Here is a 14,599-nt window from a genome sequence, read left to right as displayed (position 1 = left end):
GCAGGGAGACCCTTTAACGGGTTCCCGGGGGCCGCAGGCTTTTCGCAGCCGCGCGGCGAACCCCGGCTTTCCCCGCGCCATCCCTTCATTCCAGACCACCCACCCGCCCGCACGCGGAGGAAACGAGCATGACCACCGTCTACCACGCCCTGTCGACCAGCAACTTCACCCAGGATTGGACCGATATCGGGCTGATCACCGCCAATGACAACTGGGATGGCGTGCCCTCCGTCGTCGGCTACCTGGGTGACATCGATGCGGCCTCCACCACCCCCTATGCCGGTGGTGATCCGCAGACGGTGCTGGGGGCCAACAGCGGTGCCGTGGATGTGATCGCCAACCAGACCAATCCCAGCACCAACACGTCGGGCGGGGTGGCGGAATTCCATCTCACCAACCCCGTTGTGGCATTGCAGGGCTCGGGTACGGCCGATGCCCCTGGCCTCGTGATCCACCTCGATGCCACGGGGCGCAAGGACATCGTTGTCAACTACAAGCTGCGCGACGTCGATGGCGCGGCAGACAACGCCATCCAGCCAGTGGCCCTGCAATACCGGTTGGGCAACAGTGGCAACTTCACCAATGTGCCTGCCGCTTACGTGGCCGATGCGTCAGAGGGCGGCACGGCGACCAAGGAAACCGCCGTATCGGCCACCTTGCCGGCCGACGCCAACGGTGCTGCACAGATCCAGTTGCGCATCATCACCATCAATGCGGCCAGCAGCGACGAGTGGACCGGCATCGACGACATCGTGGTGAGCTCCACCGCGGCCGGCCCTGTCGGCCCGAGCCTGGCCTACAGCGGCTCTATCAACGAATCCCAGGCCTTCGACGGCCACATGGCCCCAGGTACCAAGATCACCATCACCCTGACGGGCGAGACCTTCACCGGCACCGACGGGGCCAGCCTGCTGTCGGCGGCCACCGTCAGCAACGTGCCTGCCGGCCTCACGGCCGTGCTCACCCGCACCAGCGCCACCACGGCCGAACTGGGCTTCACCGGTACGGCCACCAGCCATGCCAACGCCAACGACGTGGGCAACCTCACTGTCACGTTTGCCGATGGCGCCTTCACCGGCGGCTCCGCCGCAGGTGTCGCTAACGCCACCCAGAACAGCCTGAAGGTCAACTTCGGCGACGAGGGCGCGGCCGGCAGCGCGCAGACCTTCACCCCCAACGCCGGTACGACGCTCGGCAGCTCCGACGCATCGGACGCGCTCGCGCTCGACGCCAACTGGATGGTGGTCGGAGACGACGAAGCCAGCGTGCTGCGTGTCTACGACCGTGCAGGCGGCGCTGCCGTCAAGGAGTGGAACTACGGCGCCGCGCTGGGCAACGGCGGCGAGCTGGACCTGGAGGCCGGCACGCGCATCGGCGACACCTTCTACTTCACCGGCTCGCACAGCAACAACAAGAGCGGCGCGGAGCAGAACAACCGCGAATACATCCTGGCCGTGAAGATCGAGGGCACGGGCGCCGACACGCAATTCACCTACCTGGGCAAGCACAGCGGCCTGGAAGACCAGCTTGTGGCCTGGGACCAGGGCAACGTCCACGGCAAGGGCGCGAACTACTTTGGCTTCACCGCCTCGTCGGTCGGGGTGATTCCCGAAAACGTGAACGGCTTCTCCATCGAAGGCATGACCGCCTCGCAGGACGGCAGCAAGCTCCTGGTGGCCTTCCGCGCGCCACAGACCGACGCCAACACGCGCGACAAGGCCGTGGTGCTGGCGCTGGACGTGGCCGGGCTCGTCGACGCCACGGGTGGCAGCGCGCCCAACGTCAGTGCCGTGTTCGAACTCAACCTGGGCGGCCGTGGCATCCGCTCCATCGAGAAGGCAGGCGACGGCAGCTACCTGATCCTGGCCGGCCCATCGGGGGGCGCCAGCACCGAAGTCACCCACGACTTCCGCCTGTTTCGCTGGGATGGCGCGGGCACCACGCCCACCGAGCTGGACGTGGACCTCGACGCCCTGCGCGACGGCACGGGCGGCAGCTTCGAGAGCATCGTCGATGTGCAGAGCACGGCCCAGGGCACCCTGGTGCAGCTGCTGCAGGACAATGGCGACAGCACCTGGGGCGGCGCAACCGCTTCCAAGGACCTGCCCGCAGCGCAGCAGAAATTCGTGGGCAACTGGGTGCAGATCGGTGCCAATGTCACCGACGGCACCGGCCCGGCGCTGGCCAGCAGCACGCCTGCCGACGATGCCGCCAACTTTGGCAAGGGCGCCGACATCGTGCTGCGCTTCAACGAAGGCGTGGCGCGCGGCACTGGCGATTTCGTGATCAAGAAGGTCAGCGACAACAGCACCGTGGCCACGATTGCCGCCACCGACACGACCCAGGTCACGGTGGCCTTCAATACGGTCACCATCAACCCGACAGCCGATCTGGCTGCGGGCACCGCGTACTACATCGAGGCCGTGTCCGGCACCATCAAGGACCACTACGGCAACCACTGGAGCGGCCTCACGGGCAATGCAGCGCTCAATTTCACCACCTCGGCCGCTCCGGCGCCCAAGCTGTTGATCACCGAAGTCAATTCCAACGCCACCCCCGGCGACTTCTTCGAGCTGTACAACTACGGCTCCACGGAGATCGACCTCACGGGCTGGAAGTGGACCGATTCCTCAGGCGTTGTCGGCTCGATGGGAAGCTTTGCCAGCGGCACCAAGATCGCGGCCGGTGGCAAGCTGGTGGTGGCCGGTGAAACCACCGACCCCACCGCCCTGAAGGCGGCCTGGGGCTTGGATGCCGGCACGAATGTCGTCGCCGTCGGCGGCCCTGGCCTGGGCAAGGGCGATGGCGTGGTCATCCTCAACGACAACGGCCAGGTGGCGACCGCCCTCAACTATGGTGGCGCTGCCTTCACCAATGGCGGCACCACGGTGAACCCGCTGGCCAAAAGCAGCGGCGGGGTGGTCAGCGTGACGGAGCACGCGGGCCTTGCCGTGGGCGGTACGGCCACCGCGTCGGCCGTGTGGGACGGCCTGTCCACCACCAACCCGACCTACAAGGCGGCCGTGGTGGGTGAACTGGGTGCGTTTGCGCAGACCGGTACCCCTGCCAATATCGGCTCCCCCGGCACGCTGGTGGTAGCGCAGCCCAAGCTGCTGATCACCGAGGTCAATTCCAACGCCACGCCGGGCGACTTCTTCGAGCTGTACAACTACGGCACCACGGAGATCGACCTTTCCGGCTGGAAGTGGACCGACTCCGCTGCCGACCCCGCCAAGCTCGGTACGTTTGCGGCGGGCACCAAGATCCCAGCCGGCGGCAAGCTGGTGGTGGCCGGTGAAGTCACCGATCCCACCGCCCTGAAGGCAGCCTGGGGGCTGGACGCCAACACCAGCGTTGTGGCCGTGGGCGGCCCCGGCCTGGGCAAGGGCGATGGCGTGGTGATCCTCGACGCCAACGGCCAGGTGGCCACGGCCATCAACTACAGCGGCACGGCCTTCAACAATGGCAGCACGGCGGTAGCACCCATGTCCAAGACCGGTGGCGGCGCGGTGACCGGCTCCGAGCATGCGGGCCTGGCCTTCGGCGGCACGGCCACCACCTCGGCCGTGTGGGACGGCCTGTCCACCACCAACCCGACCTACAAGGCCGCCGTGGTCGGCCAACTGGGCGCATTTGCGCAGACCGGCACGCCGGCCAACATCGGCTCGCCCGGCCTGACCAGCGCTCCGGCCATCCCACCGGGCGCCGCCCCCAGCTACACGCAGACGTTCGAGAACGCGGCAGGCTTCAACGAGTTCACGGTGTTCAGCAAGGATGCCGATGTGGCCAGCAGCTGGTACTACAGCACGGCCACCAAGACCGCCGAAGTCAACGGCTTCGGTGACACGGCCCATGCCAACGACTGGCTGGTCTCCAAGGCCTTCAACCTCGACGGCACGAGCGCCGAGTTCCTGAGCTTCAACACCTGGACGCGCTTTGCCGACACCGGCATCGCCGACCCCGAGGTCAAGCTCTACTACTCCACCAACTACAGCGGCTCGGGCGATCCCACGGCCGCCACCTGGACGCAGCTGTCCTACACCCACTCCCCGGCGGACAGCCAGGTGACCACGCCCTCGGGCCTGATCGACCTGTCCGCCATCCAGGGCAGCAACGTCCACTTCGGCTTCCAGTACCAGGCCTCTGGCACGGCGAGCAACAGCTCCTCGAGCTGGCGCGTGGACGACTTCAAGCTGGAGAGCTTCACGGGCCCGGTGGTGTCCATCGCCGCCACCAGCGCCGACAAGCCCGAAGGCAACAGCGGCACGACCGAGTACACCTTCACCGTGACGCGTGCGGGCGATGCCTCGGCCGCTGCCTCGGTGCAATGGGCCGTGGCGGGCTCGGGCGGCTCGCCCGTGGCGGCCGATGACTTCGTGGGCGGTGCGCTGCCCTCGGGTACCGTGGCCTTTGCGGCCGGCGAGACCAGCAAGACCATCACCATCGGCGTGCAAGGCGATACCCAGCTGGAGCAGGACGAGGCTTTCACCGTCACGCTGTCGGGCGCGTCCGGCGGCACCACCATCATCGGTGGCGGCACCGCACAAGGACTGGTTCGCACCGACGAAGCGCCGATCACCAGGATCCACGAGATCCAGGGCAGCAACGACACCGCGCTGCTCATGGGCAGCGCCGTCACCATCGAAGGCATCGTGACCGGCTACGCACCCAACCTGCAGGGCTTCTACGTGCAGGAAGAGGTGGCCGACCAGGATGGCAATGCCAGCACCTCCGAAGGCATCTTCGTCTACTACGGCGGCACGCCCATCGCCGGCCTGGACGCGAACAGCGTGGGCGACAAGGTCCGCATCAAGGGCACGGTGGCCGACTTCAAGGGTCAGACCCAGCTGACGGGCCTGTCGGGCTTCACGCTGGTGCAGGACAACGCCGGCCTGCCCGCTGCCACCGTGGTGACCTTGCCCGTGGCCAGCGCCATCCAATGGGAGGCCTATGAAGGCATGCTGGTGACCGTGCAGTCCGGCACGGCTGGCGGCCAACTGGTGGTCACCGACAACTACAACCTGGGCCAGTACGGCCAGGTCACGCTGACCTCGGATGCCATCCAGGGGCAGTACACCGAGCACAACGCGCCCAGCATCAGCGGCAACACCGACTACCTGGCCGAGCTCAAGAAGGACCAGATCATCCTGGATGACCTGAGCAGCACGCAGAACCCCACGAGCCACCTCGGCCGCGGCGGCCAGCCGCTGTCGGCCAGCAACACACTGCGCGCGGGCGATGGTGTGGCGAGCGTGACCGGCATCGTGGACCAACTGGTGGACGCGGCGGCGGCCCCGCACGAAACCAGCTACCGCCTACAGCCCACGCAGGCCGTGAACTTCACGGGCGATGCACGCCCCACCACGGCCGACATTCCGGCCAGCATCCGCAACGCCGAGATCAAGGTCGGTTCTGCCAATGTGCTCAACTACTTCACCACGCTGGGCACCGGCAGCTTCACCACGCCCGATGGCGGGACCCAGTCCGGCCGTGGCGCCACCAACCCCGCAGAGCTCGCGCGCCAGCAGGCCAAGGTGGTCGAGAACCTGGTGGGCATGGACGCCGATGTGCTGGGCCTGATGGAAGTGCAGAACAACGGCTTTGGCGACGGCACCAGTGCCCTCGACTCGCTGGTGGACGCCCTCAACGCCAAGGCCGGTGCCGGCACCTATGCCTACATCAAGGCGCCGTACAACGATGGTGCCAAGGCCGGAGATGCTGCGACCGCAGGCACCGATGCCATCATGGTGGCCATCCTCTACAAGCCAGCCAAGGTCACCCCCGTGGGCCAGGCCGCCGTGGCCGATCCGACGGTGTACACCGCCTTCTCGGCGGCCTTCGGCAGCCGCGTGCCGGTGGCGCAGACCTTCAAATCGAATGCCGACAACGAGGAGTTCACCGTGGTGGTGAACCACTTCAAGTCCAAGGGCAGCGTGAACGACCCGGACATCGGTGATGGCCAGGGCGCCAACAACCTGGCACGCGTGAAGGCCGCCGAGGACCTGTCGGCCTGGCTGGCCACCAAGCCCACCGGCACCACCGACAGCGATGTGCTGCTGGTCGGCGACTTCAATGCTTACGGCAAGGAAGACCCGATCACCAAGCTGGCCGCCAACGGCTACAGCAAGGTGTCCACGGGCAACTCGTACTCGTTCGACGGCCTGTGGGGCTCGCTCGACCATGCGCTGGCCAGCGGCAGCCTGGCGGGCCAGGTGAGCGGCACCTACAAGTGGGGCATCAATGCCGAAGAGCCCGCCGTGCTCGACTACAACATGGAGAACAAGAACGACGCGCAGGACGCCAGCTATTTCAATGCCGACCCCTACCGCTCCAGCGACCACAACCCGATCCTGATCGGTCTGAACCTCAGCAGCACGCCTGCGGCCGGCGGCGGTGGTGGTACGCCCACCCCGCCGACCATTCCCGTCATTCCCCCCACGGCGCCTGGCGCGCCTGCCACGTTGCAGGGCTCCAGCGGCAACGACACCATCGTCGTGCCCGACCTGCCCCTGACCCGTGTGGTCACGGGTGGCGGCGCCGACACAGTGACGGGTGGCAGTGGCGTGGACACGGTCGTGGTCTCGGCCACGCTGGCCGATGTATTGCGCCTGGGCATCAGCCAGGACAGCAGCGGCAAGGTGGTGATCAACACCCCTACGGGCCCTGTCACCCTGAGCGGCGTGGAACGCGTGGAACTGCAGGGCAGCCTGTTTGCCTTCGACGTGGCATTGCCCACTGCGACCAGCGAGGGCGGCAAGACCGGCCAGTTGCTGGCCCTGGCCTACACCATCTTCGGCCAGAAGCCGGACACCGCCGCCCTGAGCCAGTGGGTGCACAAGGCCGACAGCATGACGGGCCTGGACGCACTGGCCCAGTCCTTCATCGATGCGCTGGCCCCTGGCATCGGCAACGATGGCCTGGTGAGCTTCCTGTTCCAGAGCGTCACCGGCGTGGCCCCCACGGCCCAGCAGGTGCAGGAGTTCGCATCGCTGATCGGCCCTGGCAAGGCCTATGCCACGCAAGGCGCCTTCCTGGCGGCGGTGGCCAAGCTGCCGATCGCCACCGAAGGCCTGGCCGAGCTGGTGGGCGTGGTCCAGCCCCTGGATGCTGCCGTGTTCCTGTGACCAGAGCGCGCCCTGGCCGCTTCAGCCCGGGGCGCTGCCGCCGCTGCCGAACCACAGCGCCCAGTGGTCGATGCAGGCCTTGATCTTGGGCAGGCGGTGCCTGCGCGTGAGCGTGATCGCATGGATGGGCGAGGGCTGCTCGTCCACCCAATCGCGCAGCACCGGTGCCAGCACGCCCTGCTGCACCAGGGGTTCGGCCACCAGCGTGGCCAGCCGGGCAATGCCCAGCCCCTGCAGTACCAGACGCGCCGTGATGCCGGTGCTGCCGGAGCGCCAGTGCCCGTTGGCCACCACCACGTGGGGCTCGCCATCGACCACGAAGGGCCAGCGGTTGAGCTGGGCCATCGCGCTGTTGGTGATGAGCCGGTGGCGGTGCAGCTCATCCGGGTGCTGCGGCGCACCGTGGGCCTGCAGGTAGGCCGGCGTGGCATAGAGCCGGCGCACCAGGGTGCCCAGCGGGCGCGCCACCACGGTGTCGCTGGTGGGCGGTCCGGTGCGGATGGCGATGTCGATGCCATCGCGCGCCATGTCGGCCATGCGGTCGTCCACCACCAGCTCCACTCGCAGCAGCGGGTGTGCCTGCTGCAGGCTGTCGAAGCTGGGGATCAGCAGGTGCTCGGCCACCACCGAGCTGGCGGCCACGCGCACCGAGCCGCTGGCCTGGCCGCTCTGGCTGGCGAACTCGCCTTCGAGCTGGTCCATGGTGCTGGTCAGGCGTCGGCAGTATTCGAGGAAGGTCAGCCCCTCGGCCGTGGGCGTGAGGCCATGCGTCGAGCGGTGGATCAGCCGCGCATTGCAGGCCTTCTCGATGCGCGCCAGGGTGCGCGAGACCTGGCTCACCGGCACATCGCGCTCGCGCGCCACAGCCGAGAGCGAGCCCAGGTCCGCCACGCGGACAAAGAGGTGCATGTCTTCAAAGCGGATATCGCGCATCGGTCAATGGTAGCGGGCGCCGAGCCCGGGGTGGCAAGGCCTTTGCAGACGCTGCAAAACGCCCTTGCAGCGGGTGGCGTTTCGCCGCCGCATGCCCATGCCTACATTGGCCACATCCCGCTTCGAACCGCAAGGATGTGCCCCATGTCGCAGCACGATGAACTCTACCCCTCCGACCTGCATCGCCTCAAGGCTGCCCCCATCCGCGAATCCCACCGTCTGCGCAACGAAGCGCTGTGGAGCGCTCCCGGGAGGCTGCGGCACATCGCCGCCCAGGCCCTGGGGCGCCTGACGGCGCTGTTCAGAGACGTGCGCCGCGAAAGCGCTGCGCCGCCTGCCGGCTGACCTCGGCCAGCAGTTGCTCTTCGCGCTGGCGCTCACGCAGCCAGCGGGCGTCGTTCTGGCCCGCCTCGGTCTCGGTGCGCAGCATGTGCATGGCGTTGGCCGCGCCCTGCATGGCGGCATGGCTGGCGATCTTGTCCATGGTCATCATGATGTGCTCGCGCAGCGGCATGTGGTCGCCGGTGGCCGGGTCCACGTACACCGCGTCCATGCCGAAGCGGCAGGCCTGGAAGCGGTTGTAGGTGTAGACCAGGTAGTCGTCTTCCTCTGGCATGAAGGGCTGGTCTGCGAGGAACCAGGCGCCGAGCGACTGCACGTAGCCCGCCAGCGCGGCGGCACGCTCGATGGTCAGCGGCGTGTCGAACACGCGGATCTCGATGGTGCCGAACTCGGGCTTGGGGCGGATGTCCCAGTAGAAGTCCTTCATGCTCTTGACCACGCCGGTGCGCGTCATCTTGTCGAAGTAGGCCGTGAAGTCTTCCCAGGTCAGCGCGAACGGTGCGCGGCCCGACAGAGGGAAGGCGAACACCGAGTTCAACCGCGCCGAATCGAAGGCCGTGTCCTGGCCCTGCACGTAGGGGCTCGACGCCGACAGTGCGATGAAGTGCGGTATGTAGCGCGACATGCGGTGCAGCATCAGCAGCGCAGAATTGGCGTCGGGGCAGCCGATGTGCACGTGCTGGCCGAAGATGGTGAACTGCTTGGACAGGTAGCCGTACAGCTCCGACAGCTCGCGAAAGCGCGGCTTGTCGTAGATGCGCCGCTCATGCCACTGCTGGAAGGGGTGCGTGCCCCCGCCCACCACGGCGATGTTGAGCTTGTCGGCGCTCTTGACCAGCGCATCGCGGATCGGCGTGAGCTGGCCCAGCACCTCGCTGGCCGAGTGGCAGATGTCGGTGGAGATCTCTATCATGCTGTTCGTCATCTCGGGCACCACGCTGCCGGGCAGCGGCGTCTTGTGCATGAGGCGCAGCATGTCCTCGGCATAGGGCGCTAGGTCGTAGTCGTTGGTGTTGACGAGCTGCAGTTCCAGCTCGACGCCCAGCGTCAGCGGTTCGGAATGGTTGAAGGCTTCAAGGCTCACGCGTGGTCTCCGTTGCTGCTGGCGGCGGCGTTCGACAGCGGCGCCCAGGGTTTCGAACTCTCGCCTGCGCGGTAGATGGCGATGGTGGCGATCACCGCGCCCAGCACCTCCATCAGCAGGATGGCGGGCAGTGCAACGCGGGCGATCAGGTGGCCGGTAGAGGGCGAGGCCACGACGAACTGCGAGGCGATCAGCAGCGCGATGGAGGACATGGGCGTCATCGCGCCGCCGACCCACAGGGCCTGGCGCCAGCTGGCGCCGCTGCCCACATTGCCCAGGGCCACGCCCAGCACCTTGGCCACCAGGCGTACGGCGATCAGGGCCAGCACCACGCCGGCCACGGGGCCGCTCCAGTCGGCCTGTGCCGCCACGGTGGAGACCAGCACGAACATCAGCATGGTCAAGAGCGATGACGCATTGCCCAACTGGCGTGGCCAGGCCCAGGGGCGCGGGTTGAGCTGCTTGAGCAAGATGCCGCCCAGCAGCGCAGCCAGCGGGGCCGAGCCGCCCATGTGCGCCGCCACGGCAGTGCCCGCGGCGATCAGTGCCAACAGCAGCATCGAGGTGTTCTCGCTCGTGGGGCTCATGAAGCGCAGCGCCGAGCGCATCACCAGCGCCAGTGCGGCCGCCACCACCACCGAGACGCCCAGCACCACGATCACCGGGTACATGGTGTCGATGAGCGTCAGGCTCTGGCGGTTGATCTGCTCGGCCCGGGCGCTGCCCAAGGTCAGCGCGTACAAGGTGGACAGGGTGGCCAGCACGATGGCGCGTTCGGTCACCGGGCCAGCGGCGCGGGTGTCGGCCACCACACGCGTCAGCACTGCGGGCGAGGCGGCCAGCGCCACCAGGGCCAGGGGCCCTGCCACCTGTGTGGGCTGGTTGAGCCAGACCAGTACCCAGTACACGGCGAAGTAGGTCAGCGTGGATTCGGCAATGCTCTGCACCAGCACCATGGGGTTGTGGCGAAACCAGCGCAGCGGGATGCGCCCGCCGCATTCGAACAGCACCAGGGCAATACCCAGTTCCAACAAGAACAGGCCGATGCCCTGCAGCGGCCACAGCGCGCCGCTGAAGCCGGCCAGGCCCGCGGCCGTGCCCACCAGCGAATAGCCCACCACCTTGGGCAGGCCCGTGTGGCGCTGGCACAGGTAGCCGGCCATGGCGGCCACGGCCAGCAGCAGGGACCATTGCACCGTGGGGAGCCCGGCCGAGGGGCGCAGCCACTGCGCCCAGAAGCTCAGGATTTCATTCATGTAGGTGACCTCTGCATGGCGCGGGCACACGAGTCGCCCGCGGGTTGATTCTTCGGCGGCGCAGTGCCACCGGTGGGGTGGCGTGTGCCGTGCGGTACCCGCCAGATCGCATCTGATTGGCACGGCGTTGTACATAGCCGTGGCCCCAGCAGACAGCTGCTGGCGCGTCGTTACCTTAACGTACCCTGCAGAGACCTCAGGAATCGCTTCGGTTTTTCAGAAGGGCTGAGGCTTTCCAGGGTGCGCCTAATTTAACTGCCGCCGCCTGCGCTTCTTGTAGGACAGTTTCGAGCTTTGTAAGGAGCTGTTTGCAACCCTTGCTGCGTGCGTCAGGCGGTTGCTGTGCGTCCGCGCCCCGGCATGAAGAAGCTCAGCGGCGATGAGCGAAGACGCTTGCGGATGGCTGCGTAGATGCGCGAGCGGTCCACGCCGCTCACGCTCTGCGCGCGCAGCGCCAGGCTGAAGGCCAGGTAGAAGCTCACCGTGACGTTGAGCGCCCCGATCAGCGGAATGGCCGCCACGGCCCACCAGAAGGCCTGCATGTGCAGCACGGCCATGCCCAGCGCGGCGCAGGCCGCGCCGATCTGGCCGGTGGACAGCGTCACGTGGCGCACATCCAGCCCCAGGCCGAAGAAGCCGGCGATGGCCGGCACCAGGCCCAGCATGAAGCCGAGCGAGATGTTGGCAGCGAAGCCCGACAGGTTCTCGCGCAGGAAACGCGCCCATCGGGCCGCCCGCGCCTGCCCCAGAAACCGGGTGATGCGCGGGTTGTAGTGCATGGCCGAGTCCAGCCGGTGCAGCACGAACCAGTTCTCCGTCCAGCCCGCGATGATGCTCGACAGGAACAGCAGCACCCCGGTGAAGGCCGCGAAGAACAGCGAGGGCCCGAGCAGATGCAGCGACTCGAACACATGCTCTGCCTGCTTTTCCGTGATGGCCGGCGCGCCGGTGGCCTGGGCGATCAGCAAGGCGAGGGCCAGCACGGCCGGGAACACCACCAGCACATTGCCCAGCACGGCCGCCACCTGCGAGCGCACCAGGTGGGTGATCTCGTCGACGAAGGATTCGATGGCATCGCTGGCCCCAAGCTCCTTGAGCTTGGCGGCCATGGCCGGTGCCGTCATGGCCGGCTGCTTGGTCGCCACCGTGAGGTGCAGCAGCTGGATCAGCACGAAGGTGGTGGCGTAGTTCACGCCTGCCCAGAAACCGCCCCAGAAGGCCGACAGCGCCAGTGCATACAGGCCGAACTTGGCCAGCGTGGTGAAGGCCATCAGGGCCCCGCCGCCCGCCGCCTTCTTCAGCATGGAGCGGTACTCGGCGCCCGTGCGGGTGATGTAGTGCTCGCCCGTCTCGGCGCTGCGTTCGGCCACCTTGGCGGCCAGCAGCGAGGAGTTGGAGGCGAACAGCGCGCGCAGGCTGCGCCGCTCCTGCCCCACCAGCACCAGGTTGGCCATGAGTTTGGCCGCCGTCAGCGCCGGCTGGGGCGACAGAAGGCAGTCGAGCAACTGGCGCACGCGCAGGATGCGCTCGCGCAGTTGGCGCAGGCGGAACACCAGGCCCACCGAGATGCCGTTTTCCTCGAAGTGCGTGTACACCGTGGCAGCCGCGGCGCGGCAGGCCTCCAGCCGTTCGCGCAGGCGCTGCACGGCGGCATCGAGCCGCTCGGGCGTGCGCAGGCCGTGCAGCACCTCCACGCGCAGGCTTTCCACGTCGTGGATCAGGGCGTGGAAGGGCTGGGACTCGCGCGCCGTCTCGCTCATGCGCAGGCGCAGCTCGGGTGCGAACCCGGTCGAGAGGATCTGCCCGGCGCAGTAGGTGATCGCATCGAGCAGGGCCTTTTGCCAGCGCGAGGCGCCGCCCGTGTCCGTGGGTGCCAGCAGGTGCACCAGGCGCGTGAGCTGGGCCTCTTCCAGCGCGGCCACCCACTGGGCGTCGAACCCGCCGGGCAGGGCCAGCATGAACAGTTCCGAGGCATCGATGGTCTCGGGGCTCGCCGGCAGCAGCTTGGTGCGCAGGCGCTCGGCCACCTCGCTGGCCAGCGCAGTGCGCGGCGCAAAACCGAAGTCGGCGAGCAGGGTGGTGATGTCTACCGTATCCACCAGCACCGCCCACCATGCCTGCAGCTTGGTCTGCACCTCGGGGCGGGCTTCCACCGCGTCCAGGAACAGCTGCAGGCGGCCGATGGCGCCGGGCACCGAGTCGCGCTTGCCGCGCACCCAGTCGAGCAGACCGATCAGCCACAGGTGGCGGTGGGCCAGATCGGCGGTGGGGTCCAGCCGCGCGAGGATGGTGGCCAGATCGACGCTGCGGCTCAATGCAGCACCCGGCCGGTCAAGGGTTGTCCCGTGGGACCCTGGTTGATCGCCTCCAGCATGAACAGGTCGACCTTGGCATCGAAGGGCTCGCCTTCCTCGCCCACGCAATGGAAAGTGCCGTGCATGGTGCCGCTGGCCGTGCGCAGGCGGCAACCGCTGGTGTACTGGAAGGATTCACCAGGCTTGAGCAGGGGCTGGTGACCCACCACGCCCAGGCCCTTGACCTCTTCGGTATGGCCGCGCGAGTCGCTGATGATCCAGTGGCGCGAGATCAACTGGGCGGGCGCATCCCCGGCATTGGTGATGGTAATCGTATAGGCGAAGCTGAACACCCCTGTGTCCGGGGCAGACTGCTCCGGCAGGTACTCGGGCTGCACTTGCACGTCAAACTGGTACTTTGGCATGGGCGAATGGTAACTGCGACAATTGGGGCATGAGCCGACCTTTTCGCATAGCCCCCTCGATCCTCTCCGCCGATTTTGCCCGCCTGGGCGAAGAAGTGCGCAATGTCATTGCCGCCGGAGCGGACTGGATCCACTTCGACGTGATGGACAACCATTACGTGCCCAACCTCACATTCGGCCCCATGGTGTGCCAGGCGCTCAAGCCGCATGCCAAGACGGCCGATGGAGCCGCCATTCCGGTGGATGTGCACCTGATGATCGAGCCCGTGGACGCCCTGGCGGCCGCCTTTGCCGATGCCGGGGCAGACTACATCAGCTTCCACCCCGATGCCTCGGGCCATGTGCACCGCAGCATCCAGGCCATCCGCTCCAAGGGCGCCAAGCCCGGCCTGGTGTTCAACCCGGCAGAACCGCTGGACGTGCTGGACTGGGTGATCGACGACATCGACCTCATCCTGATCATGAGCGTGAACCCCGGTTTCGGCGGCCAGAGCTTCATCGATTCGGCCCTGCGCAAGATCGAGGACGTGCGCCGCCGCATCGATGCTTCGGGCAAGGACATCCGCCTCGAAGTCGATGGCGGCATCAAGACGGACAACATCCGCCGGGTGGCGGATGCGGGTGCCGATACCTTCGTAGCCGGCAGTGCCATTTTTGGCAAGCCGGACTACAAGGGCGTCATCGACGCAATGCGCCTGCAACTGGGCTGAGCCCGCCGCAGGCGACTTTCGCTTATTTTGCCGGGACGATGATCGTGGTGGTCGTCGATTCGCGCAGCACGCCGCCGCCAGAGACCGAGCCGCTCAAGGCGCTGCTCTCGACTCGGCGCACGCATTCCGAACGCTCCTGCGCACTCTGGAACGCACTGCAGCGGTCGGTGCCGTTGGCCGCTGCGATCGGGCCGGGGTCGCTCAGTTGGCCCTTGCGCGATGCATCCAACGCGTTGGTGGCCTCGCGCATGCAGGTCGCCATGCTGTCCTGGGTGTTGTTGGTCATGCACTTCTGGCGATCCTGCTCATAGCGGGCCGTGGCCTCCGAGGAAGGCGACTGGGCCAAAGCGGCGCCAGAGGCCGCCAGCAGGGCGGCGGTGACAACGGGGGCGAAAAAGGCGAAACGTTTCATGGCGAGGGCTCCTTGCGCA

At 67.4% G+C, this 14,599-nt stretch carries 9 protein-coding genes; 3 read left to right on the top strand and 6 right to left on the bottom strand.

The features are described from left to right. The first annotated feature begins 128 nt into the window (after positions 1-128). Complete coding sequence (locus tag QYL93_RS16700; RefSeq protein ID WP_305744671.1) at positions 129-7,124, top strand: ExeM/NucH family extracellular endonuclease; 6,996 nt, start codon at positions 129-131, stop codon at positions 7,122-7,124. Positions 7,125-7,145: 21 nt separating this feature from the next. Here the strand turns inward: QYL93_RS16700 and QYL93_RS16695 are convergent, their stop codons facing one another. Next, a complete protein-coding gene (locus tag QYL93_RS16695; protein WP_305744670.1) occupies positions 7,146-8,033 on the bottom strand; it encodes a LysR family transcriptional regulator in 888 nt (295 codons plus the stop codon). A gap of 168 nt (positions 8,034-8,201) precedes the next feature. On the opposite strand from QYL93_RS16695, the gene QYL93_RS16690 reads away from it, so the two are divergent. Next, positions 8,202-8,402, top strand: coding sequence for a hypothetical protein (locus tag QYL93_RS16690; RefSeq protein WP_305744669.1), 201 nt, complete (start codon positions 8,202-8,204; stop codon positions 8,400-8,402). On the opposite strand, the gene QYL93_RS16685 is transcribed toward QYL93_RS16690, so the two are convergent. The 4 genes from QYL93_RS16685 to apaG all read right to left on the bottom strand — a co-directional run bounded on the left by QYL93_RS16685 (position 8,359) and on the right by apaG (position 13,458). Then, on the bottom strand, positions 8,359-9,483 hold the full coding sequence (locus QYL93_RS16685; protein WP_179683144.1) for a YbdK family carboxylate-amine ligase: 1,125 nt from the start codon (positions 9,481-9,483) through the stop codon (positions 8,359-8,361). The two genes, QYL93_RS16690 and QYL93_RS16685, sit on opposite strands and share 44 nt — an antisense overlap. Then, positions 9,480-10,739: a cation:proton antiporter gene (locus tag QYL93_RS16680; RefSeq protein ID WP_305744668.1), complete on the bottom strand. Its 1,260-nt coding sequence runs from the start codon at positions 10,737-10,739 to the stop codon at positions 9,480-9,482. Before QYL93_RS16680 ends, QYL93_RS16685 begins: the two co-directional genes overlap by 4 nt. A 329-nt stretch (positions 10,740-11,068) precedes the next feature. After that, positions 11,069-13,054, bottom strand: coding sequence for a site-specific recombinase (locus QYL93_RS16675; protein WP_305744667.1), 1,986 nt, complete (start codon positions 13,052-13,054; stop codon positions 11,069-11,071). Then, positions 13,051-13,458: a Co2+/Mg2+ efflux protein ApaG gene (apaG, locus tag QYL93_RS16670; RefSeq protein ID WP_057203920.1), complete on the bottom strand. Its 408-nt coding sequence runs from the start codon at positions 13,456-13,458 to the stop codon at positions 13,051-13,053. The genes QYL93_RS16675 and apaG overlap by 4 nt, the downstream gene beginning before the upstream one ends. A 29-nt stretch (positions 13,459-13,487) precedes the next feature. Here apaG and rpe point away from each other — a divergent pair, with 29 nt between their 5' ends. Then, positions 13,488-14,168, top strand: a complete 681-nt coding sequence (gene rpe / locus QYL93_RS16665; protein WP_305744666.1) for a ribulose-phosphate 3-epimerase — start codon at positions 13,488-13,490, stop codon at positions 14,166-14,168. A 22-nt stretch (positions 14,169-14,190) separates the two neighbouring features. On the opposite strand, the gene QYL93_RS16660 is transcribed toward rpe, so the two are convergent. Next, positions 14,191-14,580 (bottom strand): hypothetical protein, encoded by a 390-nt coding sequence (locus QYL93_RS16660; protein WP_305744665.1) that lies wholly within the window; start codon positions 14,578-14,580, stop codon positions 14,191-14,193. Between the last annotated feature and the right edge of the window lie 19 nt (positions 14,581-14,599).

Origin of the sequence: Acidovorax sp. A1169, assembly GCF_030704685.1 — a bacterium.
Taxonomy (GTDB): Bacteria; Pseudomonadota; Gammaproteobacteria; order Burkholderiales; family Burkholderiaceae_C; genus Acidovorax.
This window is presented reverse-complemented; position numbering and strand designations above follow the sequence as displayed.

What these genes read in the sequence shown, in the direction of transcription:
- QYL93_RS16700 (WP_305744671.1), top strand. Translation starts at nt 129, where the DNA reads ATGACCACCGTCTACCACGCCCTGTCGACCAGCAACTTCACCCAGGAT.
- QYL93_RS16695 (WP_305744670.1), bottom strand. Translation starts at nt 8,033, where the DNA reads ATGCACCTCTTTGTCCGCGTGGCGGACCTGGGCTCGCTCTCGGCTGTG.
- QYL93_RS16690 (WP_305744669.1), top strand. Translation starts at nt 8,202, where the DNA reads ATGTCGCAGCACGATGAACTCTACCCCTCCGACCTGCATCGCCTCAAG.
- QYL93_RS16680 (WP_305744668.1), bottom strand. Translation starts at nt 10,739, where the DNA reads ATGAATGAAATCCTGAGCTTCTGGGCGCAGTGGCTGCGCCCCTCGGCC.
- apaG (WP_057203920.1), bottom strand. Translation starts at nt 13,458, where the DNA reads ATGCCAAAGTACCAGTTTGACGTGCAAGTGCAGCCCGAGTACCTGCCG.
- rpe (WP_305744666.1), top strand. Translation starts at nt 13,488, where the DNA reads ATGAGCCGACCTTTTCGCATAGCCCCCTCGATCCTCTCCGCCGATTTT.
- QYL93_RS16660 (WP_305744665.1), bottom strand. Translation starts at nt 14,580, where the DNA reads ATGAAACGTTTCGCCTTTTTCGCCCCCGTTGTCACCGCCGCCCTGCTG.